20 protein-coding genes are annotated in these 22538 nt (G+C 37.4%); 18 read left to right on the top strand and 2 right to left on the bottom strand.

Going from position 1 to position 22538, the window contains the following annotated elements:
* The first annotated feature begins 13 nt into the window (after positions 1–13).
* The 17 genes from BIV16_RS09500 (at position 14) to BIV16_RS09420 (ending at position 18309) form a co-directional block, all read left to right on the top strand.
* Positions 14–373, top strand: a complete 360-nt coding sequence (locus tag BIV16_RS09500) for a hypothetical protein (RefSeq protein WP_075680592.1) — start codon at positions 14–16, stop codon at positions 371–373.
* Between the two features lie 62 nt (positions 374–435).
* A complete protein-coding gene (gene recD2, locus BIV16_RS09495; RefSeq protein ID WP_075680591.1) occupies positions 436–2649 on the top strand; it encodes an SF1B family DNA helicase RecD2 in 2214 nt (737 codons plus the stop codon).
* Between the two features lie 161 nt (positions 2650–2810).
* Complete coding sequence (locus tag BIV16_RS09490) at positions 2811–3518, top strand: ComF family protein (RefSeq protein WP_075680590.1); 708 nt, start codon at positions 2811–2813, stop codon at positions 3516–3518.
* 77 nt (positions 3519–3595) lie between these two features.
* Positions 3596–4003: a flagellar protein gene (locus tag BIV16_RS09485; RefSeq protein ID WP_075680589.1), complete on the top strand. Its 408-nt coding sequence runs from the start codon at positions 3596–3598 to the stop codon at positions 4001–4003.
* Between the two features lie 177 nt (positions 4004–4180).
* On the top strand, positions 4181–4636 hold the full coding sequence (locus tag BIV16_RS09480; protein WP_242940377.1) for a hypothetical protein: 456 nt from the start codon (positions 4181–4183) through the stop codon (positions 4634–4636).
* Between the two features lie 2 nt (positions 4637–4638).
* Positions 4639–5640, top strand: a complete 1002-nt coding sequence (locus tag BIV16_RS09475; RefSeq protein ID WP_075680587.1) for a hypothetical protein — start codon at positions 4639–4641, stop codon at positions 5638–5640.
* A 28-nt stretch (positions 5641–5668) separates the two neighbouring features.
* Positions 5669–6577 (top strand): diadenylate cyclase CdaA, encoded by a 909-nt coding sequence (gene cdaA / locus BIV16_RS09470; protein ID WP_330546277.1) that lies wholly within the window; start codon positions 5669–5671, stop codon positions 6575–6577.
* A complete protein-coding gene (locus BIV16_RS09465) occupies positions 6543–8042 on the top strand; it encodes a CdaR family protein (protein ID WP_075680586.1) in 1500 nt (499 codons plus the stop codon). The genes cdaA and BIV16_RS09465 overlap by 35 nt, the downstream gene beginning before the upstream one ends.
* A gap of 99 nt (positions 8043–8141) precedes the next feature.
* Positions 8142–9491: a phosphoglucosamine mutase gene (gene glmM / locus BIV16_RS09460; protein ID WP_075680986.1), complete on the top strand. Its 1350-nt coding sequence runs from the start codon at positions 8142–8144 to the stop codon at positions 9489–9491.
* Between the two features lie 30 nt (positions 9492–9521).
* Positions 9522–9785: an HPr family phosphocarrier protein gene (locus BIV16_RS09455; RefSeq protein WP_075680585.1), complete on the top strand. Its 264-nt coding sequence runs from the start codon at positions 9522–9524 to the stop codon at positions 9783–9785.
* A 3-nt stretch (positions 9786–9788) separates the two neighbouring features.
* A complete protein-coding gene (gene leuA, locus BIV16_RS09450; protein ID WP_075680584.1) occupies positions 9789–11453 on the top strand; it encodes a 2-isopropylmalate synthase in 1665 nt (554 codons plus the stop codon).
* 19 nt (positions 11454–11472) lie between these two features.
* A complete protein-coding gene (locus BIV16_RS09445; RefSeq protein WP_075680583.1) occupies positions 11473–12366 on the top strand; it encodes a glycosyltransferase family 2 protein in 894 nt (297 codons plus the stop codon).
* Positions 12367–12386: 20 nt separating this feature from the next.
* A complete protein-coding gene (rfbD, locus tag BIV16_RS09440) occupies positions 12387–13262 on the top strand; it encodes a dTDP-4-dehydrorhamnose reductase (RefSeq protein WP_075680582.1) in 876 nt (291 codons plus the stop codon).
* On the top strand, positions 13262–14098 hold the full coding sequence (locus BIV16_RS09435; protein ID WP_075680581.1) for a glycosyltransferase family 2 protein: 837 nt from the start codon (positions 13262–13264) through the stop codon (positions 14096–14098). The genes rfbD and BIV16_RS09435 overlap by 1 nt, the downstream gene beginning before the upstream one ends.
* 16 nt (positions 14099–14114) lie before the next feature.
* Positions 14115–15050 carry a glycosyltransferase family 2 protein gene (locus tag BIV16_RS09430; RefSeq protein ID WP_075680580.1) on the top strand — a complete coding sequence of 312 codons (936 nt, stop codon included), beginning with the start codon at positions 14115–14117 and terminating at the stop codon, positions 15048–15050.
* A gap of 52 nt (positions 15051–15102) precedes the next feature.
* Complete coding sequence (gene rfbB, locus BIV16_RS09425; protein WP_075680579.1) at positions 15103–16188, top strand: dTDP-glucose 4,6-dehydratase; 1086 nt, start codon at positions 15103–15105, stop codon at positions 16186–16188.
* An 87-nt stretch (positions 16189–16275) separates the two neighbouring features.
* Positions 16276–18309, top strand: a complete 2034-nt coding sequence (locus BIV16_RS09420; protein WP_075680578.1) for a hypothetical protein — start codon at positions 16276–16278, stop codon at positions 18307–18309.
* A 51-nt stretch (positions 18310–18360) separates the two neighbouring features.
* Here BIV16_RS09420 and BIV16_RS09415 read toward each other — a convergent pair whose 3' ends face one another.
* Positions 18361–19995: a glycosyltransferase family 2 protein gene (locus BIV16_RS09415; RefSeq protein ID WP_075680577.1), complete on the bottom strand. Its 1635-nt coding sequence runs from the start codon at positions 19993–19995 to the stop codon at positions 18361–18363.
* Positions 19996–20170: 175 nt separating this feature from the next.
* On the opposite strand from BIV16_RS09415, the gene BIV16_RS09410 reads away from it, so the two are divergent.
* On the top strand, positions 20171–21607 hold the full coding sequence (locus BIV16_RS09410; protein ID WP_075680576.1) for an oligosaccharide flippase family protein: 1437 nt from the start codon (positions 20171–20173) through the stop codon (positions 21605–21607).
* On the opposite strand, the gene BIV16_RS09405 is transcribed toward BIV16_RS09410, so the two are convergent.
* On the bottom strand, positions 21604–22533 hold the full coding sequence (locus tag BIV16_RS09405) for a glycosyltransferase (RefSeq protein WP_075680575.1): 930 nt from the start codon (positions 22531–22533) through the stop codon (positions 21604–21606). The genes BIV16_RS09410 and BIV16_RS09405 overlap by 4 nt on opposite strands.
* Positions 22534–22538: the final 5 nt, after the last annotated feature.

The raw sequence follows: 22538 nt of genomic DNA, 5'->3' as shown, positions 1-22538 counted from the left end.
AGGAGGACAATAGATGAGTATTTCGATAGATGGAATGGCATCCATACTTGAAAATACAACGTCGAACGCGACGAATGGAGCCAGTCAGTTAAAAAATTCATTGAGCAGTGTCTCGTCAGATTCATCAGATGATGAATTGTTACAGACTGTGAAAGATTTTGAGTCTTATTTTGTAGAGGAAGTGTTAAAGGAAGTGAAAGAATCTCTCCTTTCCGATGACGAAGAAGAAAGTGATTCCGGGATGTCAACACAGAAGGACTTTTACATGGACAGTGTCATTCAGACAGTGTCAGAAGAACTGGTAGATCAGGTTGGCGACAGTTATACACAGCAGCTCTATGAACAGATGAAACGAAATTACAATCTTGATTAAGATAAGAAATGTTAGAAAACCTTGATTTTGTCAAGGTTTTCTTTTTTCGAGGAGAATAGCAAGTGGAAAAGTTAGCAGGTTATGTGGAACACATTATATACCGGAATACAGACAATGGATATACCGTATTAAACCTTGTCAGTGGAGAGGATGAAATTACCTGTGTCGGTATTTTCTCGGACATTGCAGAAGGAGAGAATATCGAAGCGGAGGGTGATTACACATCACATCCGACCTATGGAAAACAGTTCAAGGTGGAACGGTTTGAAGAAAAGGCACCGGAGGATGAGGAGGCAATCGAGCGTTATCTGGGATCTGGAGCAATCAAGGGGATTGGCCTGGCACTGGCAGCCCGGATTGTGCGCCGCTTTAAAGAAGATACATTTCGAATCATCGAGGAAGAACCGGAGAGGCTTGCAGAGATAAAAGGAATCAGTGAGCGAAAGGCAATGGAGATTGCAGCCCAGGTGAATGAGAAAAGAGACCTCCGTCAGGCAATGATTTTTTTACAGCAATATGGAATTACGATGAATCTTGCAGTAAAAGTGTATGCGGAATATGGTCAGGAAGTATATGGAATTATCAAGGAAAATCCATACCGTCTGGCAGATGATATTGCGGGAGTGGGATTTCGTACAGCAGATGAGATTGCCAGTAGGGTTGGAATTCGCACAGACTCTGATTTCCGAATTAAAAGTGGTATACTGTATACACTTTTACAGGCGTCTGCAGAGGGACATACCTATTTGCCACAGGAGGAACTGACGAAACGTGCCAGTAATCTGTTGGAGGTAGAGCCAGAGTACATCGAACGTCATTATATGGATCTTGCAATTGAGAGAAAAATCATCATGAAACAAATGCAGGAACAGACGCAGATATATGCTGCAACTTTTTATTATATGGAAGCGAACACGGCAACGATGCTAAGGGGGTTGAATGTATCCTATGATGTCCCGGATATTGAGATTGAACAGCGCATTCGGAAAATAGAAAAGCAGACAGGCATGACGTTAGATGAACATCAGGTGACTGCGGTAAAAGAGGCAGTCCGAAATGGACTTCTTATTATCACAGGTGGTCCTGGTACCGGTAAGACAACAACCATCAATACGATTATCCGTTATTTTGAGTCGGAAGGGATGGATATTTTCCTCGCGGCACCGACCGGACGTGCGGCAAAGAGAATGAGTGAGACAACAGGATTTGAAGCGCGGACGATTCACCGTATGCTGGAATTGAATGGTGGGATGGAAGGCAGCGCCGGTTTTGAGCGAAACGAGACCAATCCTCTTGAGACGGATGTCATTATTATCGATGAGATGTCAATGGTGGATATCAGCCTAATGACTTCGCTTTTAAAAGCAATCGTGGCTGGAACCAGATTGATTTTGGTTGGCGATGTCAACCAGCTGCCAAGTGTCGGACCGGGAAGCGTACTAAAAGACATCATTGATTCCGGTACCTGTAATGTTGTAAAACTAACCAAGATTTTCCGTCAGGCAAGTGAGAGTGATATTATTGTCAATGCGCATAAAATTAATCGAGGAGAAGAAGTAACATTAGATAATAAGAGCATGGATTTCTTTTTCTTAAAGCGATATGACGCGGATGTGATTATCAGTGTGACGTTGCAGCTGATTAAGCAAAAACTTCCAAAGTTTGTCAATGCAACACCGTATGATATCCAGGTTTTAACTCCAATGAGAAAAGGACTTCTTGGTGTGGAAAGACTGAATGGAATTCTTCAACAGTATATGAATCCGCCTGAAAAAGGAAAAAGGGAAAAAGAAGTCGGCTCCACTCTTTTTCGGGAGGGAGATAAGATTATGCAGACCCGCAATAATTATCAGTTGGAGTGGGAGATTCGGAGTAAGTACGGACTAACAATCGATAAGGGAACCGGTGTGTTCAATGGAGATATGGGAGTCATTCGTGAAATCAACGATTACACAGAGATTGTAACGGTTGAATTTGAGGAAGGAAGAATGGTAGAGTACCCGTTTAAACTTTTGGAAGAGTTGGAACTTGCATACGCAATTACGATTCACAAATCCCAGGGTAGTGAATATCCGGCGGTTGTGATTCCGCTTTTGAGTGGACCGGCAATGTTAATGAACCGGAATCTTCTTTATACAGCGGTCACACGTGCGAGAAAATGCGTCACTTTGGTCGGAAATGACGTGACATTTCAGCAAATGATACAAAATACCTCTCAGCAAAAACGATACAGCGGCTTGGCTAACCGGTTGCGCGAACAGGCAGAAAACCTATAAAAATATCGACAAAAAGAAAACTGGAAAAACAGAAGGAATTTTGAAAAAACGATAATAGAAAATTAAGAAAAACTTTCGAAAATGCTCCGGCGAAATATGTTACACTTACAGGATGGGAGAGATTAGCGAAGGGGTGACGCCTGGCTGCTAGAAAGGATAACATGGGGGAAAAGAGAATATGGGATTTTATTTTTCCAAGAAGATGCCCAATTTGTGACGAAATTGCACCGGCGGGAGAACTAATCTGTACAGAATGCCAGAAAGAGGTAACAATCATCAGCGAACCGACCTGTAAACGCTGTGGAAAATCTGTGGAGAATGAGCGAATTGAATTCTGCTATGATTGCACAAAGAAACATCATGAATTCACACAAGGGAAAGCAGTTTTTCTTTATCAAAAAGGAATCAAGCAGTCTTTGTATCGGTTTAAGTATAGCAATAAAAGAGAATATGCGGCTTATTACGCAAGGGAAGCTGTAAAAGAATATGGAGACTGGCTGCTGCACCACAAAGTAGAAGCAATCATTCCGATTCCGATGTATCGGGGCAAGCAACGTCTTCGTGGATATAATCAGGCAGAGGTATTTGCCAGGGAAATTGGAAAACAAATGCAATTGCCGGTTTTGAACAATACTGTCATAAGAATCCGAAATACAGTGCCTCAAAAACAATTAAATGACGTCGAACGCAAAAATAATCTGAAAAAAGCTTTTAAAATTCGGGATAATATTGTAAAATATAAAATAATAGTATTAATTGATGATATTTATACGACGGGAAGCACAATGGACGCCGTTTCAAAAGAATTGAAAAAGGCGGGCGTAGAAGAGATTTATTTTTTGTGCATCAGTATCGGAGCAGGATGTTAATGGAAGCAGAGTTTGAACGGATACTGGTTTATTGTGGTTCTATTGTTTTTTAAGAGGAAGTTTAGGAGGATACCTATATGGATGTTAGAAATTGCAGAAACTGTGGACGAATGTTTAATTATCTTGGCGGACAGCCGATTTGTCCAAGTTGTCAGGCGGTGCTGGAAGAGAAGTTCCGTCAGGTGAAAACTTATATCGAGGATAATCCACATGCCCCGGTGGCTGCTGTGGCAGAGGAGAATGATGTCTCCGTCAAACAGATTAAACAGTGGATTCGTGAAGAAAGACTGGCATTTTCTGACGATTCCATAGAAGGAATTGAGTGTGAGGGATGTGGCAAGCTGATTCGGACGGGAAGATTCTGTGAGGCATGCAAGAATTCCATGGCACATGAGATGCGCGATGCGATTGAGAAACCAAAGAAAATCATCGAGCCTCCGAAGAAAAAAGACCGTGATGGCGATAAGATGCGTTTCTTAAAATAATAGAGAAAAAGAAAAACAGGTCGTAAACAGAAGGGGAATCCTTACAGATGTGAGAATTCGGAATCGGTACGACCTGTTTTTCTATGGCGGAAAATCAATGATTTTTCTTTGAAAACGATACTGTATGTGTTATAATAGCATATAAGAATGCAAAATTGCGTGCAAAATAAGAGAGGCATGAGTTTTAATATGGTAAATGAAGAACGCTTAAGGCATATGATTAAGATGGAAACATTTGAAAAGCACGATGGAAAAGCGTGCAAACCAATGGCGCAGTATGCCAGACGGGATTATGTTTCCATGCAGATGTTAAGAAGTTTGATTACAGGAACCATTACCTATGTAATTATGCTGGTTATGTGGGCGGTCTATGAGATGGAACGTCTGATGGAAGAGATTACAGGGATGGATATTCAGAAATTTGTTGGAACCCTATTGCTGTTATACGTTGTATTTATGGTTGTCTATGAGATTGCAACGTATCTTGTTTTTCAGATGAAATACAGTTCGGGAAGGAAAAAAGTAAAACAATACTATTCCTGCCTGAAAAAAGTGAATAGAATGTACGAACGCGAGGACAGACTAAAAGGTACGTCCACAGGCGATTGGCAAGAAACCGGACTTGGGAGGTAAAGATGACAACCTTATTGGAATATAGAGAGAAACTGACAAGATTTTATGGAAAAAATGAAGTATATGTGCTGCCGGTAATTAAATTTGTGGTTGCGCTTGTTACATTTTTACTGATAAATGGGAATATTGGCTACATGAAACAAATCAGCAGTGTGCCGGTTGCATTGATTCTTGCACTGGTATGTTCCATTCTTCCGATTAATGGAACTTTGATTATAGCAGCGCTGGTAATTGTGGCAGATTTTTATGTGCTTTCGGTAGAAGTGTGCCTGACTGCAATTGCGATGTTTATCATTATTTATTTTATCTATTTCCGGTTTGCACCAAAGAATGGATACAATGCATTACTGACACCGATTTGTTTTAAACTTCATATTCCTTATGTAATGCCGGTTGGAGTTGGATTACTTCGAGAGGCTTACTCTGTATTTTCTGTTGTCTGTGGAACGGTGATTTTCTTTTTCCTGGATGGTGTAAGAGAGAATGCAACATTGCTCAGTGAGAATGCGGAAGAAGGAACGGGCGCAGCTTCGAAGGTTGTAATTGCGTTGAATCAGTTGTTTGGCAACAAAGAAATGTATCTTGCAATCGGTGTGATGTTAGTGGCAACTTTGATTGTTTATTTTGTGAGAAGACTTTCCATCGATCACGCCTGGAGCATTGCAATCCTTGCGGGAATTCTGTTTGAAATCGTTGCGTTTTTTACCGGATATATTTTGCTTGGAATTTCAGGCAAGACGTTGTGGCTGATTGTTGGAAACATCATTTCATTTGCGATTTCCTTTGTGATTCAGTTTTTATTTTTTGACTTGGATTATTCAAGAACGGAGCATTTGCAGTTTGAGGATGATGAGTATTATTATTATGTAAAAGCGGTTCCGAAAGTATATGTTTCCGGTTCTGACAAACAGGTAAAACACTTCAATAAGAAGGAAGAAACCGAAAAACTTAACAAGAAAAAATTCGCAGAAGAGATGGAAATTGATGAAAATCTCTTTGATTAAGATGAGATAGAGAAGAAAGAGAAAGGAAGTGAAAAATGTGCAGAATGTTACATTTTATATAGAAACGTTATTGGAAAAGGCATATTCGTATTTACCGGATGTGTCAATAACGGATGTAGTGGAAATCTGCATTATTTCATTCCTGTTTTATCAGGTTCTGTTATGGATTAAAAATACAAGAGCCTGGATGTTACTAAAAGGTATTTTAGTCATTTTGACATTTGTGCTGATTGCAGCAATTTTCCAGATGAATACAATCCTCTGGCTGGCGGAAAAGACCTTTAGTGTCGGTGTGGTTGCCCTGGTTGTCATTTTCCAGCCTGAGATGCGGAAAGCCTTGGAGAATCTTGGACGAAAGAATTTTCTGGCCAGCATTATCCCGATTGATTTTTCAAAAGGTACCAATGAAAAATTCTCTGATAAAACCATCAATGAACTTGTAAAAGCCAGCTTTGAGATGGGCAAGGTAAAGACAGGCGCATTAATCGTAGTTGAGGACGAGATTGTATTAAGTGAATATGAGAGAACCGGTATCACGGTTGACGGTGTTTTGACAAGTCAGCTTTTAATCAATATCTTTGAAAAAAACACACCGTTACACGATGGTGCTGTAATTGTCCGTGGAGACCGTGTGATATCAGCAACCTGTTATCTGCCACTTTCTGACAGCATGACAATCAGCAAAGATTTGGGAACCAGACATCGTGCAGCACTTGGTATCAGCGAAGTAAGTGATTCACTTACAATTGTAGTTTCAGAGGAAACAGGTAAGGTATCCATAGCATTGTCCGGAGAATTATACCGGAATGTGGATGCTGATTTCCTACGCAATAAATTAGCTTATATTCAAAAGAGAGAGCAGGATATATCAAAAATTGAATCATGGAAGAGGAGGCTGAAAAATGTTAAAAAAGCTGGGCAAGATCTTAACGAATAACTTCGGCCTGAAAATCCTTGCAATTTTGTTTGCAATGATCCTCTGGCTAGTGGTTGTCAATATTGATGATCCGACACGGACCAAACCGTTTACGACAAATGTCACATTGGAGAATTCCGACTACATTACCGGAACACTGGAAAAATATTATGAAGTCACAAATGACAGTACAACGGTAACGTTTTCAGTATCTGCAAAAAGAAGTATTCTGGAAAAATTAAGCAGTACTGCATTCAGTGCGTCGGCAGATATGGAACGAATTGAATATAATGACAAGGCAAAAACTTATCAGATTCCGATTACGATTTCTGTGAACGGATATAGTGCGTCCCAGGTTGCTGTTGTGTCACGAACACAGTATGTTACGGTTGACTTGGAAGAATTAACAACAAAGAAGGTTATGATTACCGCGAATACAGAGGGTGAAGTGGCGGATGGATGCGCGATTGGTGATGTTTCGATTGATACAACGAATGTTGTAAATGTATCAGGACCAAAATCCATTGTAAGCAAGATTAACTCTGCGGTTGCGACGATTAATGTGGATGGCATGACAGATGATATCACGGATAATGTCATTCCGGTTTTATATGATGCGGACGGTAATGTAATTGATACGACGAAGCTGAAATTAAGCATCGATGTTGTTACGGTAACAGCGAAGATTCTTGGTACCAAAGAGGTAGAATTAGCGGTTGATACGATGGGTGAGCCGGCAGATGGATATGAAGTGACGGGAACAGAGTTTTCGCCGGGTACAGTCAAGATAAAAGGCACGGCGTCTGTTTTGAATGCTGTGACAAAAATTGAGATTCCGGTGGAAGTCTTAGATATTTCCGGCGCCACCAGTGATTTTGTAAAAGAAATCGATGTGACCTCCTATTTACCGGATGGAGTCTCATTGGTTGATAAGAGTGAGAACAAAGTAACCGTCACAGTGCATGTAGAAGAAGTTGTGACAAAAGATTTTGATGTGCCGGTTTCGAACTTGTCAATTACCAATGTTGCAAGCAACTATAATGCAGCATTTGAGGTGGAAACGGTCAAGATTACAGTGAGTGGTCTTGCGTCTGATATGAACCGGTTGAATGTTGCAAATATTTCCGGAACGGTAGATGTGAGTGGCCTTGGAAAAGGTGTTCATATGGCACAGGTATCCTGGAATTTGGATGACAGTATCTATTCGGTAAAAACGAATGTGACAGCGTCTGTAAGTCTGACTGAAAAACAGGAAGCAGATTCAGAGACAACGGATAACACGGATAATACGGAAAATGGAACAAATACTTCAGGAACAGGCTCTTCTGGAAGTGGAAATGGTACTTCGGGGACAGGAACTGCTGGCAGCGGAACTACCGGAAGTGAGACGAATGGAAACGGAACTTCTGGAAATACTGGTGGAACAAGCAGTGGAACCACTGGAAGTTCTTCGTCTTCCAAGGCAGGGGATGAGAGTGGTACATAAGAGAATCAGACAAATGTAAGGGATATTTTCTTACTGCTATGGAAAACATAGCAATTTGTATAAAATAAGTACATGAAAAAGTTGAAAGGAATTAGAAGAATGGCAAGAATGTTTGGTACCGACGGTGTAAGAGGTGTAGCGGGATCAGAACTTACAATTGATTTGGCAATGAAATTAGGTCAGGCAGGAGCTTATGTGCTGACCAAAGAAACAGAGCATCAGGCTACTATTATTGTAGGATGTGATACCAGAATTTCAGGAGGAATGCTTGCAAATGCCTTGATGGCAGGAATTTGTTCTGTTGGAGCAAATGCAATCTTTGTGGGTGTGATGCCGACGCCAGCGATTGCCTATCTGACCAGAATGCATAAAGTAGATGCAGGAGTTGTAATTTCAGCTTCTCATAATCCGATGGAATTCAATGGAATTAAATTTTTCAATGGGGAAGGTTATAAACTCTCCGATGAATTAGAAGATGAGATTGAGGCACTGATTCATTCCAATATGGACGGCGTAACACTTCCAACCGGTTCTGGAATTGGAAAAGTAGAATACCGCTTCGATATGGCTCAGGAATATATCAATTTTATGAAGAAAACAGTTCCTGTTGATTTGAGCGGAATGAAGATTGTGATTGACTGCGCAGAAGGTGCGTCCTATCATACATCGGTACAGACGTTAAAAGATCTGGGAGCAGACCTTGTAGCAATTCATGTAAATCCAGATGGAACCAACATTAATGCAAATTGTGGCTCTACCCATATGGATGAGTTAAAGGCAAGAGTGGCAGCGGAAAAGGCGAATGTAGGTCTTGCATTCGATGGTGATGCAGACCGTATGCTTGCGGTAGATGAGACAGGAGCCTTAGTAGATGGTGACCAGATTATGGCAATCTGTGGAAATTACATGAAAGAAAAAGGAACACTTGCAAAAGATACGATTGTGGTTACGGTAATGACCAATCTCGGTTTTACCTTGATGGGAGAAAAACAAGGCATCCATATTGAAAAAACAAAGGTCGGAGACCGTTATGTCTTAGAAAATATGAGAGAGAACGGTTACAACATTGGAGGAGAGCAGTCTGGTCATGTTATTTTCTTAGATGACAATACAACCGGAGATGGACTTTTGTCCGCACTTCACTTGTTGCAGGTTATGGTGGACAGTAAAAAGAAATTGTCAGAGCTTGCATCCGTTATGGAAGTGTTGCCACAGGCTCTTGTCAATGCGAAAGTTCCCAATGATAAGAAAGAGATATTTATGGAGTATCATGAAGTCGCAGAGGCAATTCAGAAATTAGAAGAAAAATTCAATGGAGAGGGAAGGGTGTTGATTCGTCCATCCGGTACAGAGCCACTGGTCCGTGTCATGATTGAAGGAAAAAATCAAAAAGAAATCCAAAGAGAGGCAGAAAACCTTGCCGATTTAATTACAAAAATAATTGTGTAATCTTGAAATACAAATTTAGGAGGAAGCAACATGGTAAAGCAGAGAGTAACAATCCAAAATCCGACAGGACTTCATTTAAGACCTGCTGGAATTTTATGTAAGGAAGCAATGCAATATAAGTCTCATGTTACCTTTCGTTACGGTGATAATATTGCGAATGCAAAAAGTGTATTAAGTGTATTAGGCGCATGCATCAAATCCGGAGATGAAATCGAATTAATCTGTGAGGGAGAAGATGAGGAAGAGGCGTTAAAACATATCATTGAACAGATTGAAAATGGATTGGGAGAATAGGAAATGCTAAATTATCAGCGATATCGAAAAAATCCGGTTCTTTCTTACCCTGAGAGGGAATGGCCAGATAAGGAGATTGAAAAAGCACCAACCTGGTGTTCCGTAGACCTTCGAGATGGAAATCAGGCGCTCATCGAACCGATGAATGTAGATGAAAAAGTAGAGATGTTCCAGCTTCTTTTAAAACTTGGATTCAAAGAAATTGAGATTGGCTTTCCGGCTGCATCCCAGATTGAGTATGATTTCCTTCGAAAATTAGTCAATGAACATATGGTTCCATCAGATGTCAAGGTTCAGGTTTTGACACAGTGCAGACAGGAACTGATTGATAAGACTTTTGAGGCAATCGAGGGAATTGAAAATGTGATTGTGCATATTTATAATTCCACCTCGACCTTGCAAAGAGAGGTTGTATTCCATAAAAACCGCGAAGAAATCATAAAGATTGCGGTGGACGGAACGAGAATGGTAAAGGAAAAGATGAAGGATTTTCCAGGGAATATCCAGCTTGAATACTCCCCTGAGAGCTTTACCGGAACGGAGATGGATTTCGCATTAGAAATCTGTACAGCAGTTCAGAAAGAATGGAATCATGCGAACGATTTCCCAATTATTTTCAATCTTCCTGCAACCGTTGAAATGAACACGCCAAATGTCTATGCAGATCAGATTGAATGGATGAATAAACATTTTGAGGACAGAGACCAGGTGATTTTAAGTATTCATCCGCACAATGACCGCGGAACAGGCGTTGCAGCAACAGAGTTAGCCCTTCTTGCAGGAGCACAGCGAGTAGAGGGAACCCTCTTTGGAAATGGTGAAAGAACAGGAAATGTTGATGTCTTAACCGTAGCTTACAACATGTTTTCACAGGGAATCAATTCGAACCTGAATATAGAAAATATCAACGAAATTATTGACATATACGAAAGATGTTGTAAAATGGGTGTCGGCATGCGTCATCCGTATGGCGGTAAATTAGTGTTTACTGCTTTCTCTGGTTCCCACCAGGATGCAATCAATAAAGGTGTTCAGGCATTACAGGAAAAAGGATCTGAAATCTGGGAGGTTCCATATCTACCGATTGATCCTGCGGACATTGGAAGAAAGTATGAGCCGGTTGTCCGAATTAACAGCCAGTCTGGAAAAGGTGGTGTTGCATTTGTGATGGATACCGTGTATGGATACAAACTTCCAAAAGAGATGCAGCGGGAATTTGCAGATGTCATTCAAAAGATTTCAGAAAGACAGGGTGGAGAAGTGCCACCGGCTGCGATTATGCAGGCATTCCGTACAGAATATTTAGAGTCCAAAGCTCCATTTGAATTCCAGAAACTAAAGGTTGTGGAATCAGAAGAGAGTGATGATGTTCACGTAGAACTTGCTTTTAAGTATATGGGCGAGCAGATGCACTCCGTTGCAGAAGGAAATGGACCGATTGACGCAGTCAAACTTGCTATCAGACAGTGTGTCAGTGCGGTTGACATAAAAGTGCTGAATTACTGGGAACATGCACTCAGCGAAGGTTCCCATGCAAAAGCAGCAGCTTATATTCAGATGCGCGATAATAGAACCGGAAAAGTAACATTTGGTGTTGGAGTAAGCTCCAATATCACACATGCTTCTATTAAGGGCGTGTTTAGTGCACTGAACAGGTTGGCGAAGTAGAGGGAAAGATATTAACATTATGGAACAACAAAAAGTACAGATATTAATGTCTACCTACAATGGTGAAAAATATCTGAGAGAACAAATAGAAAGTCTTCTTAGTCAGACGTATTCAAATATAGAAATACTGATTCGAGATGATGGATCGAAGGATGGAACAATATCTATACTAGAGGAATACAGTCAGAACTATCCGAGTATAAAGGTTTTCAAAGAGGAGAATATTGGAGTTGTTAATAGTTTTTTTAACCTTTTGAAAAAAAGTGAGGCGGGTTATATCGCATTTTGTGATCAGGATGATATTTGGCTTGAAAACAAGGTTGAAAAAGCAATCCAGAATTTACAGCAAATAAAAGAACCTGCATTGTACTGCAGTAATAAAATTTTAATTGATGCAGATAATCATGTTATAGCAGAAAACCATGGAAAATATTTGTCTCCATCATTTGAAAATGCAGTTGTAGAGTGTATTTGTACAGGGTGCACAACTGTATTAAACCAGAAATTAGCACAAATCATTAGACAAAACATACCAAAACATGCTATGATGCATGACTGGTGGTGTTATTTGGTGGCAACGTATCATGGGAAGGTAATATTTGACGAAAATTCCTATATTTGGTATCGCCAACATGGTAATAATGAGATTGGTGCAAGTGATAAGTTTTTGGACACTGTAAAGGCCAAAGCAAAACATTTAAAAAAGAGTAGAGGTAAACTAGAAAATCAATTGCGTGAATTTCATGAACTATATCAGGGGGATAAAGAAAAGGATACCTTGGTTCTTGATATATTGAATACAAAGAAATTTGCAGGTAAGTGTAAGATGTTGCTTCATTGTTCTTTTGTAAGACAAAGTAAATTAGATCAAATAATTGCGAAAATTTTATTATTGATAAATAGATTACTGTAGAAAGAAGAGAGGATAAATCCATGAAGAAGATTTTAGTAACAGGGTGTAACGGACAATTGGGACGAGCTATCCGTAAGGAGTATGAAAATGACGGAGTTGAGTTTATCAACACAGACGTTGTAGAAGGCGATGGTGTAGTATCCCTTGATATTACAGATGTGGATGCGGTATTGAAGCTGGTTCGTGAGACGAGACCAGATGTTATCATTAACTGTGCAGCACATACAAATGTTGATAAATGTGAAGAACAGTGGGATCTTGCATACAAGATTAATGCACTTGGACCAAGAAACTTAAGTATTGCAGCAACAGAAGTTGGAGCAAAAATGATTCACGTGTCTACTGACTATGTGTTTGAAGGAAATGGTACAAGACCATATACAGAGTTTGATGAGCCACATCCAATCAGTGCTTATGGAAAGACAAAATGGGAAGGTGAGAAATTTGTAAAAGAATTTGCTGCTAAACATTTTATTTTCCGTACTGCATGGTTATATGGGGATGGAAAAAACTTTGTAAAGACAATGTTAGCATTGTCTGAGACACATGATGAATTGAATGTCGTATGTGACCAGGTAGGCTCTCCAACAAGTGCGGTAGAACTTGCAAAATTGATTCACCATTTAGAACCGACAGAGAACTACGGAACATTCCATGCTACTTGTGAAGGTGATACAAACTGGGCAGATTTTACAGAAGAAATTTTCCGCAAGACGGGAAAGACAACAAAGGTAAATCATGTAACTTCTAAACAGTACAAAGAAATGAATCCGGCATCTGCTGACAGACCAGCATATTCCATTTTAGAGGATTATATGTTAAAATTGACATCTGATTATAGAATGGCAGACTGGCATGATGCATTGGATGTTTACTTGAAAGGATTAGAAGGTTAATGAATCAACCGTTAGTAAGTGTGTGTATTCCTGCATACAACAATGCAGATTACATCGGAGAAACAATAGAGTGTATCTTGAAACAATCTTATCAGAATCTGGAACTTATTATTGTAGATGACAATTCTAAAGATGATACGTTGGAGAAGATTCGTGTCTATGCAGATAAGGATACACGAGTAAAAATTTACCATAATGAAAAAAACCTTGGTATGTCTGGAAACTGGAATTATTGTTTAAGCTTGTGCGAGGGAGAGTTTATAAAGTTAATCTGTGCGGATGATATTTTGGCACCAGAGGCAATTGAAAGAGAGGTACAGGCATTACTTGAAAATCCAAGTGCGGTCATGGTTGAAAGTGATACAAAACTTATTGATTTGGCTGGAAAAGGAAAGGGATTTTATAAGCGATATCCAGTGAAAGGGCTTGTGAATGGTAAAAAGGTTACAAGAAGAGGTTTTTTCAATAAGGACTATTTTGGCGCACCACAGGCCAATACTTTTCGTAAAGAAGCATATCAGAAGATTGGTGGATTTGATACGAAGTATACTTACATTTTAGATTATGACTTTTTTGCAGAGATCGCAAAGTTGGGTGACATCTATATTATACACGAACCATTGAATTTCTTCCGTGTGAGAGGAGATTCGAATACAGGTCAGGTAATGGGTGATGATAAAGAAAAAACAAACATATACGTTGCAGAACATCGCTATCTCCTTGAAAAGAATAAGGATGAATTAAGGTTGTCTGAATTAGAGATAGAGATAAGTGTTCTGATTCGAAGATTTCGTTGCTTTGCAGTATCAATTTATCTGAAACTGTTTGTTAGATAGAAAAAGGAGAAAACGGATGGATAAAGTAGCAGTACTGATTCCTTGTTATAATGAAAGTAAAACAATTGAGAAGGTAATCACAGATTTTAAACGTGTTTTGCCAGAGGCAAAGATATATGTTTATGATAATAATTCCTCTGATGGAACAGCAGAGATTGCAAAAAATGCAGGAGCGATTGTCAGATATGAACATATGCAGGGAAAAGGAAATGTAATTCGAAGAATGTTCCGGGAGATAGATGCAGAATGTTACATTATGACAGATGGAGATGATACTTATCCGGCAGAGTCGGCACCAGAGATGATTGATAAAGTATTAAACTATGGCGCTGACATGGTTGTTGGAGATCGTTTGTCTTCCACATATTTTGAAGAGAATAAACGTCCATTTCATAATTTTGGAAATTCACTTGTTAGAAAATCTATCAATGTTTTATTTCGTACAGAGATTAAGGATATTATGACAGGATATCGAGCATTTAGTTTTCAGTTTGTGAAATCATTTCCGGTTTTATCAAAAGGATTTGAGATTGAGACAGAAATGAGTATACATGCTACAGACAAGAATATGCAGGTTGAAAATGTTGTAATTGAATATCGTGATAGACCAGAAGGAAGTGTATCAAAATTAAATACCTATTCAGATGGATTTAAAGTAATCCGCACAATTATTAGGTTATTTCGTACCTATAAACCGATGGCCTTTTTTGGAGGAGTTGCAGCGATTTTGACAATTATTGGAATAGCATTTTTAATTCCAGTACTTGTAACTTTTTCTCAGACACATTTGGTCCCGAATTTCCCGACATTAGTTGTTTGTGGCTTTACATTATTAGCAGCAATTCAAGCATTTTTCTCGGGACTGATTTTACAGACAAGTTGTCAAAAAAACCGTCAGGATTTCGAGATGGAATTGCATGAAATTGAATTTCGAAAAAGAAATTTAGAGTAAATATTTATTGTGAAAAGCGCAGATGCGTTTTTATATAAGGAGGAAAATATAAATGAGAACTTATTTAGTAACTGGTGGAGCTGGATTTATTGGATCTAACTACATTCACTACATGTTCAGAAAATATGACAACGAAATCAGAATTATTAACGTTGACGTTCTGACATACGCAGGTAACTTAGAAAACTTAAAAGATATCGAAGATAGAGACAATTATACATTCATAAAAGCCGATATCACAGACAGCGAAGCAATCAGCAAAATCTTTGCTGAGAACGATATCGATCGTGTCGTTCATTTTGCTGCAGAAAGTCATGTTGACAGAAGTATCAAGAACCCAGAAGTATTTGTAAAGACAAACGTACTTGGTACAGCTGTTATGCTAAACTGCGCAAAAGCTGCATGGGAATTGCCAGATGGTACATTCAAAGAAGGTAAGAAATTTTTACATGTATCAACAGATGAAGTATATGGTTCTTTGGAAGATGATGGTACAAGCTATTTCTACGAGACAACACCATATTCCCCACACAGCCCATACTCTGCAAGTAAGGCATCCTCAGACTTTTTGGTAAAGGCATATATTGATACTTATCATTTCCCTGCTAATATTACAAACTGTTCTAACAACTATGGACCTTACCAGTTCCCAGAAAAATTGATTCCACTTATCATCAACAATGCATTACAGGGCAAAAAATTACCGGTATATGGCGATGGTATGAACATCCGTGATTGGTTATATGTAGATGATCATGCAAAGGGAATCGACATGGTTCAGGAAAAAGGTCGTCTTGGCGAAACTTATAACATTGGTGGACATAACGAGAAACGTAACATTGAAATCATCAATATTATTATTGATACATTACTTGAAATGTTACCAGAGAATGATCCTAGAAGAGCAAATGTTAGCAAGGATTTAATTACTTATGTAGAGGATAGAAAAGGTCATGACAGACGTTATGCTATTGCTCCAGATAAAATTAAAGCAGAGATTGGCTGGGAACCTGAGACAATGTTTGCAGAAGGTATCAAGAAGACAATCGCATGGTTCTTTGAACACGAAGATTGGATGAAGAATGTAACAAGTGGCGATTATCAGAAATATTATCAGGATATGTATAGCAATAAATAAGATATATGGAGATATTGCAAAATATCTTGGAATAAAGTGGAATGCCATGTGAACAAGATTCGCATGGCATTCTGTTTGGAGGAAAAAATGAAACAATTTGTAAAAGAAAAAGTGATGTCTCATATGTTCCTGATAGCGGTTATTTTAACTGCAATAGTGAAGCAAATTTTGATTCATGGACTAACTATTTATGCAATTCCTGCTGCTGCATGTGATGATCAGCTAATGAGGGATTGGGCATATTCATTATCGAGACTTGAGTGGACGGGACCATTTACTAGTTATATCTTTCTAAAAGATCCGGGTTTTAGCTTTTATCTTGCAGTATGTTATAGGTTGCATTTATCGTATATTATGACAACAACATTGCTGTATTCAATTGCTGCAATCGTATTTGCTTACGCAATAAAAAAAGTGATAAAAAAATCATGGGTGGTATATATTGTATATATATTTGTGCTTTTTAATCCAGTTTCCTTTTCTTTACAGACGTTGCAAAGAGTATATAGAAATGGATTTGCGTTGGCACTTGCATTGTTTTTTGTTGGATGTTTATTAAATTTTTATTTTACACTTTTAGATAAAAATACAAAAATACCTATGATATGGTCTGTTCTATCTGGATTATCAATAGGGTATTTGTGGGTGACAAAAAATGATACAATTTGGCTATTGCCACTTACGCTAGTGGTTATGATTATTAGTGCTGGGATTCTTGTGTTCAAAATGAGAATCAAAAAAAGTATCCCTAGATATGTAATGTTGTTAACTCCAATTATAGGGATTTTGTTATTTTCTGGCATCAAAGATTACTTTAATGTTCAAACATATGGCTATAAGGGGGTTGAATATTATGGTCCTGCGATTAGTGATATAACAGGTTATATTGCGGATGATGCTACTGATACAGTCAGCATATCGAGAAAATCGTTAAAAAAACTGTGTGATGTATCTCCAACACTCAATTCGATATGGGATGAAATGCAGGATAAGATGGATGTTTATGGTGTATATGATACAGCTCCGGATGACGGAAATGTAGATGATGGATGGTTCGGTTGGGCTCTTGTTGACGCAGTAAAAGAAGCAGGATATTATGATAGCTGTAAAGATGCAAACGAATTTTATAAAGCTGTATATGAGGAACTTGAGGATGCATATGCTACAGGTGAAATCTCAAAAAAACAAGAGACGACAATGCAAAAATATCATTTAGATACTGGAGAACGTAGACAGGAATTATTTAGTACAATTAAGACAGCGATACAATATATGGCGAGCTTCAATGATGCAAACGCAGTTGCACTAGAAAGTGAGTATGATGGAGGACTTGGTGTATGGTCATTTGAAAATCTCACAAATGATAATGCGTTGTATCGGTATTCACAGGATGATTTTTATGTAGAAGGCTGGCTTCTCTTTACGGATTATGATATGAGTAATATGCAAGTGTATATTGAGGATAATGCAGGAAATCAATATACGAAAGTAAATTTTATAAAAAGTAAGGACGTGGTAGAGGCAGTCAAAGACAAGGGTGATTATCCATGGGCAGATAAGTGTCGTTATAAAGTTTCATGGAATAAATTATCAGAAAATTCAGAGACAGATTATTATTTTGTGGCATATCAAGAAGGCAAGACTGTTGGTAAAGTAAAGATATTGCAAGGTTCCTACGAGAACGAAGATAATGTTCAGATATATGGCAACGAGGATATTTATTATACCTCAGATATGGATAATGCAAAGTATGATACTGCAAATAGCGTAATAAACAGACTTAATATGATTAGTACCTTATACCAAAAGATTGGATTGACGGCGTATCGTTTTGGATTTTTCGCTTACGCAGTTATCACCTGTTTTATGATATATGAACTGACAAAGAAGAGGTATGATTTGGTAAATCCTTGGCTTGTTATTACAGGTTTGTTTTTGAGTGTTGCGGTTTTATGTTTTGGAATTGCGAAAACACAATTAGACGAAACACCAGCAATAAATTATATGTATCTAAGTTCTGGTTATGCACTACTGATTGCAAGCTGGTCAATATCTATTGTAAAGATGTTTGAGATTGTAATTGAAAAATTGATTTTGTGCAAAAAAGAATATTCAAAATAGGGAAAAAGAAAGAACGGGTCTTCACGTTGAGCGAGGATCCGTTCTTTTGAATTATTTTAAAACAAAATTTCCATTTTTAGCAGCTAGATTAGAGTTATAATATGGATTTGGTTTTTCTAATTTGAGTTTCCATGAGTTCAAAAAGATTTCATCAGTCTTAGCAGGATATAAGAATGTTTTCCTGCATAAAGCATGAATATCTGTATTTAATATAATCTCATAATCAAGAGCAGATAATTTAAAACAAAAATCTAAATCTTGGTATGGAAAAGTGAAAGTTTCATTAATTCCATTAGCGGCATGTAAAGCGTCACGTCTTACCATTGAAAGAGAAAAAGACACACCACAAACATTTTGTGGAGAATCTGCACGATGACAGTAACCTCTATAAATGGAAGGTAAATTGTAAAATAGGCTAAAAATCTGACCATTTTGATTGTATGTAAATCCACAGTTTTCAATTCGATTATGGCGGTTAAGGGTTTTTACACCAACAATACCGATACGGGACCATTGACAATGTTTTAAAAATTCTTCAATCCAGTTTGGTGTGGTTGGTATGATGTCCGGTTGGGAAATGACAATATAATCATCGGTAAGAGACAATAATAAGTCATTTGTTAATCTGTCGATAAGCTTGTACGTGATATGAAGATTTTGGCGTTCTGCCTGCATTTTTTTCATTTCACGAATCTGTTCTTCTGTATATGCAAGAACAGTAACGTTGTAGTCCCCCTGCAAAGCATAATCAATTTGGTAAAAACCAAGATCTTTTGTCAAAGAAGCTGTTCCGGTTTCATTTTTCTCTGCAAGATATTTTTCAATTGCCTTACTACCATTTTCAAAGGCATATAGTTTACTTTCTGGGTTTGCAGCAGTTGAAGCAGGATGAATGCGCCAATGATAAAGAATCTTTGGAACATGCTTAATTACTGCTCCAGAAGCATTACAACGAAGTACGAATTCAAAATCTTGTGCGCCATCATAAGAAGAATCCAAACCACCGACTTTATTCAAAAGTTTTTTGGAAAAAATAAGAAAATGGCAGATATAATTTGTATGCCGTAAAAATTCTTCGTTTAAATCAGATTTAAAGGTAGGGTTACTTAAAACATTTGTGTCTGCAATAATCTTGTCTTCATCGGAGTACACCATATCTGGAATGGATTCATAGGAGTTCAAAGCCTGAACCATCTCAAACAGGGCATTTGGTGTTAATAGATCATCATGATCTAATAACGCAATGTAATCACCGGTAGTATGTTCAAAACCTTCATTGGTATTTTCAGAGATACCGGCATTTTTTGATAATTTAATGTATTTGATACGGGAATCAGAGTATTCGTTCAGTGTATCGTAAACAAGAGATGTTTTACTTCCGTCAGCAATACATAATTCAAGCTTTGAATATGTTTGAGAAAGAACGTTGTCAACCAATTGTTTTAAAAAATTAGCTGGTGTTTCATATGCAGGAACAACAATGCTGATAAGTGGTTCATAAGAAAATGATGTTTTCCGCTGTATGTCTAGTTCAGCCTCGCTAGGGAAAAATAAATCTAGGTGTTTTTGGTAATAGGAATCCCTTTTCTTGGTGTCGAACCATTCCATAAATCGTAGCATAAAGTCATGGAAACCATAGTGTTTTAGCAAAGAAATGCCATAAGGCATTTGTGATTTTAAACTCATAATTATCTCCTAAATAATAAAATTTTCTTATCTATCATACAATAGCTAGGGAAAAAGAACAACCTGTTTTCGCATGAAAAGTAAAAACAGGCGTATTTAAATTGCAATAATGTTTTTCCTAATGTATAATAGCAGACACAGAAATAATAAACAGAAAAGAGATGTTAGAAATAATATGAAAAAGATAAAAAATGAAAATACCAAGAATGTGTTCATGGTAATATCAAGTAATCTCTTGACAATACTGATTGCTTTGTTTACCGGGTTTGTAATTCCAAAACAATTGAGTGTAGCGGATTATGCATATTATCATGTATATATGTTATATATTGCCTATGCAGGATTTTTACATTTTGGATTTGTGAATGGAATCTATTTAAAGTATGGAAAATACAATGAAGATGAACTTCCAATCGATAAGTTCCGAAAGTTCAGTAAAATTATGTTTGCAATGCAAGGAATTGTGGTTGCTTTACTTGCAGTGATTTTGTTACTTACATTTAGAAAAATGGATAGTAACAATGTGATTGCGTATGCGTTTATTATTATCAATATACCGTTGATTAATATAAAATGGTTCTATTCTTCCATAAATCAGTTTACCAAAAGGTTTGTAATAGACAGCTATGTTACCTATTTACAAAATATATTGACATTACTTATGGTTATCTGCATTGTAGTGACACATTGGTACTATTTTGAAGTGCTTCTTATTTTTACAACAGCTATTAATGCGGTTTGCATGGTTATTGTCATGTGGCAGAATAAGAACATTGTGTGGGGAAAATCAATACTTAATGTGAAAGAAGAATGCGTTGGTTTGATTAAGAGTGGATTTTTCCTGATGTTAAGTGAATTTGTTGGAATCATTATTCTCGGAATCGATAGTATTTTTGTTCAGAACTTATTTAGTATTGAAGAATTTGCGATGTATTCATTTGCAGTATCTATTATTACAGTTATATATACAATGATTAGTACCGTTTCAAATCTGATATATCCTTATTTGGTACGGGTTGATGAAAATAGATATGCAGAATACTATTGTTTGATGAGTGATGTGCTATCTGTGATTTCAATATTTTCTCTGCTTGCATTTTATGTCGCAAAGTTCATTATAGATATATGGCTGGACAAGTATACGGAGAGTATTGCAATTACTGCAATTTTATTTGGAACAGTTATATTCCGATCCTTAATTATGCTTGTATGCGGTAACTATTTTAAGGTATTAAAAATGATTAAGGAATACACACAGAATAATGTGTTTGCAATTTGCATCTCATTTTTGTTAGATTTATTAGCATATTTATTTTTTCATGATTATATCTATATTGCCATTGCAAGTCTGATTTCATTCATTATATGGTATGTGGTAACAGATTGGATCTTTATTAGGAGATTAAATATACCATTAAATGGATGTGTGAGAAGATATGTATGCATTGTTTTCTGTTTAATAGCATTTTATGCCTTACTGAAAGTAGAGACAATAGTATCATTTTTTGTTTATGCAGTTTTAGCACTTTTAATATGTGTAATCTGTTTTAAACCACAATTTGTGAAAGTGATTGAAATATTAAAAGGTGGAATAAAAAAAGCTAGGGATTAAGCTCTCCCTAGCAAAAACAGAATTCTTAAAGCTATTTCTCCAGGTATTCTCGCACGAAGGGAATGAGGGTAGAATAGCTTTTTTAATTGGGTGAAAACAGAATTTTTTCTTGTAAATAAATGCAAAACATGATTTTGATTCGTTGTGAACTGATTGGAAAAAGTTTTGTAAAAATAATGTAGGTGCTTTTTTGCTTCAATGCTTGCTGAACCTAATAGCTCTTTTTGAATAAAACCTTTTAAAAGGTTAATGGTACCAGAATCTTCGGAAGTAACGGCTTCTGCATGGCGAATATGATAAGCAGAACATCTATGATCATAGATGGTATCACCAAAGCATGCACAACATCGGAGGAGCCATCTATCATGCATCTCGGTGCCTGGATCTACATCAAGGAAAAATTGTTGCCTGGCCATGTTATTGAATACAAGCAGAAAACCAGAGGCAGGTGTATAATAGAGAACATCATTCAGGGAAATATGTTCCTTTTGTATCGGGGAGTGTCGGATAAAGGTACCATCATCCGTATAATAATCATATGAAGAGAAATAAACGAGAGGTTTTTGCAAGTCTCTTTTTTTCTCTAGTTCTTCTACGGCCCATTTGATTTTGTCAGGATGCCAGATGTCATCCTGATCACAGAATGCATAATAGTCGGCGCTATCGCATTCTGTTAAAATTTGATAAAACGAACGTGGAGGACGTAGATTGCTTCCCTTGTTGTCTAGAAGAATAATATTTTTATTAGAACTGTTATTTTTAATATATTCATTTATAATGTCAAGGGTATTATCAGTTGAGACATCATCACGAATATAGATGTTAATATTAGGGTAGGTTTGTGCAATAAGACTATCCAATTGAGCTTTTAGGTATTTATTACCATTATATGTAGCTAGAAGTATATTAACTTTTGGTATATTCATTTCGG

This window comes from Roseburia sp. 831b (assembly GCF_001940165.2).
GTDB lineage: Bacteria > Bacillota > Clostridia > Lachnospirales > Lachnospiraceae > Roseburia.
This window is presented reverse-complemented; position numbering and strand designations above follow the sequence as displayed.

What these genes read in the sequence shown, in the direction of transcription:
- BIV16_RS09500 (WP_075680592.1), top strand. Translation starts at nt 14, where the DNA reads ATGAGTATTTCGATAGATGGAATGGCATCCATACTTGAAAATACAACG.
- BIV16_RS09490 (WP_075680590.1), top strand. Translation starts at nt 2,811, where the DNA reads ATGGGGGAAAAGAGAATATGGGATTTTATTTTTCCAAGAAGATGCCCA.
- BIV16_RS09485 (WP_075680589.1), top strand. Translation starts at nt 3,596, where the DNA reads ATGGATGTTAGAAATTGCAGAAACTGTGGACGAATGTTTAATTATCTT.
- BIV16_RS09480 (WP_242940377.1), top strand. Translation starts at nt 4,181, where the DNA reads ATGAGTTTTAATATGGTAAATGAAGAACGCTTAAGGCATATGATTAAG.
- BIV16_RS09475 (WP_075680587.1), top strand. Translation starts at nt 4,639, where the DNA reads ATGACAACCTTATTGGAATATAGAGAGAAACTGACAAGATTTTATGGA.
- BIV16_RS09465 (WP_075680586.1), top strand. Translation starts at nt 6,543, where the DNA reads ATGTTAAAAAAGCTGGGCAAGATCTTAACGAATAACTTCGGCCTGAAA.
- glmM (WP_075680986.1), top strand. Translation starts at nt 8,142, where the DNA reads ATGGCAAGAATGTTTGGTACCGACGGTGTAAGAGGTGTAGCGGGATCA.
- BIV16_RS09455 (WP_075680585.1), top strand. Translation starts at nt 9,522, where the DNA reads ATGGTAAAGCAGAGAGTAACAATCCAAAATCCGACAGGACTTCATTTA.
- leuA (WP_075680584.1), top strand. Translation starts at nt 9,789, where the DNA reads ATGCTAAATTATCAGCGATATCGAAAAAATCCGGTTCTTTCTTACCCT.
- BIV16_RS09445 (WP_075680583.1), top strand. Translation starts at nt 11,473, where the DNA reads ATGGAACAACAAAAAGTACAGATATTAATGTCTACCTACAATGGTGAA.
- rfbD (WP_075680582.1), top strand. Translation starts at nt 12,387, where the DNA reads ATGAAGAAGATTTTAGTAACAGGGTGTAACGGACAATTGGGACGAGCT.
- BIV16_RS09435 (WP_075680581.1), top strand. Translation starts at nt 13,262, where the DNA reads ATGAATCAACCGTTAGTAAGTGTGTGTATTCCTGCATACAACAATGCA.
- BIV16_RS09430 (WP_075680580.1), top strand. Translation starts at nt 14,115, where the DNA reads ATGGATAAAGTAGCAGTACTGATTCCTTGTTATAATGAAAGTAAAACA.
- rfbB (WP_075680579.1), top strand. Translation starts at nt 15,103, where the DNA reads ATGAGAACTTATTTAGTAACTGGTGGAGCTGGATTTATTGGATCTAAC.
- BIV16_RS09420 (WP_075680578.1), top strand. Translation starts at nt 16,276, where the DNA reads ATGAAACAATTTGTAAAAGAAAAAGTGATGTCTCATATGTTCCTGATA.
- BIV16_RS09415 (WP_075680577.1), bottom strand. Translation starts at nt 19,995, where the DNA reads ATGAGTTTAAAATCACAAATGCCTTATGGCATTTCTTTGCTAAAACAC.
- BIV16_RS09410 (WP_075680576.1), top strand. Translation starts at nt 20,171, where the DNA reads ATGAAAAAGATAAAAAATGAAAATACCAAGAATGTGTTCATGGTAATA.
- BIV16_RS09405 (WP_075680575.1), bottom strand. Translation starts at nt 22,533, where the DNA reads ATGAATATACCAAAAGTTAATATACTTCTAGCTACATATAATGGTAAT.